The sequence below is a fragment of the Micromonospora sp. CPCC 205561 genome, assembly GCF_036906775.1.
Taxonomy (GTDB): Bacteria; Actinomycetota; Actinomycetes; order Mycobacteriales; family Micromonosporaceae; genus Micromonospora.
In genome coordinates this window covers 1-949 of the sequence record NZ_JBAKHV010000129.1, presented here as the reverse complement: position 1 = coordinate 949, position 949 = coordinate 1, and the positions used below count along the sequence as shown (strand labels likewise).

The 949-nt window shown below is 71.2% G+C and carries 1 protein-coding gene; it reads left to right on the top strand.

Translation table 11 applies throughout. The features are described from left to right. Positions 1–949 (top strand): acyltransferase domain-containing protein (locus V6V16_RS27740; RefSeq protein ID WP_334566893.1); only part of this gene is annotated, 949 nt, incomplete at both ends.

Below are 949 nucleotides of genomic sequence, written 5' to 3'. Positions count from 1 at the left end.
CGGTGCGGGTGCGGTGTTCGTGTTTCCGGGGCAGGGTGCGCAGTCGGCGCGGATGGCGGCCGGTCTGGTGGGTCGTACGCCGGTGTTCGACGCGCGCCTGGCGGAGTGTCAGCGGGCTTTGGCGCCGTATCTGGACGTGGATCTGGTGTCGGTGTTGACGGGCGATGACGAGTCGTGGTTGGCGCGGGTGGAGGTCGTGCAGCCGGTGCTGTGGGCCGTCGGTATGGCTCTCGCGGCGGTGTGGCAGTACGCGGGGGTTGTTCCGGCTGCGGTGGTGGGTCACTCGCAGGGTGAGATCGGTGCGGCGTGTGTGGCCGGGATTCTGTCGTTGGAGGATGCGGCGAAGGCGGTGGCGTTGCGGTCGCGGGCGCTGACGGTGCTGCGGGGTACGGGGACGATGGCGTCGGTGGACCTGTCCGCCGACGCGGTGGCCGAGCGTCTCGGGGAGTTCCCGGGTGTCGGTGTGGCGGCGGTCAACGGCCCTTGCACCGTCGTGGTGTCCGGGCCGCCGCGGCCGGTCGCGGACCTGGTCGAGGCGTGCCTGGCTGAGGGTGTGCGGGCGCGGTTGGTTCCGGTGGACTACGCGTCGCATTCGGTGGCGGTGCAGGACGTCGCGGAGCGGTTGCGTGCCGACCTGGCCGAGGTGACCCCGCAGGCGGGGCACATCCGGCTGGTGTCGACGTTGACCGGTGACTGGGTTGACCCGGTGTCGATGACGGCGGACTACTGGTATGAGAATCTGCGGCAGACGGTGCGGTTCGACGCGGCCGTGCGGGTGGCGATCGAGGCCGGGCACACGACGTTCGTGGAGATCAGTCCGCATCCGGTGTTGGCGATGCCGGTGACGGCGGTCCTGGACGACGCCGGCGTCACCGGGCACACCCTCGGCAGCCTGCGCAGGGGTGACGACGACGCGACGCGGCTGCTGACCAACCTCGCCACCGCCCAC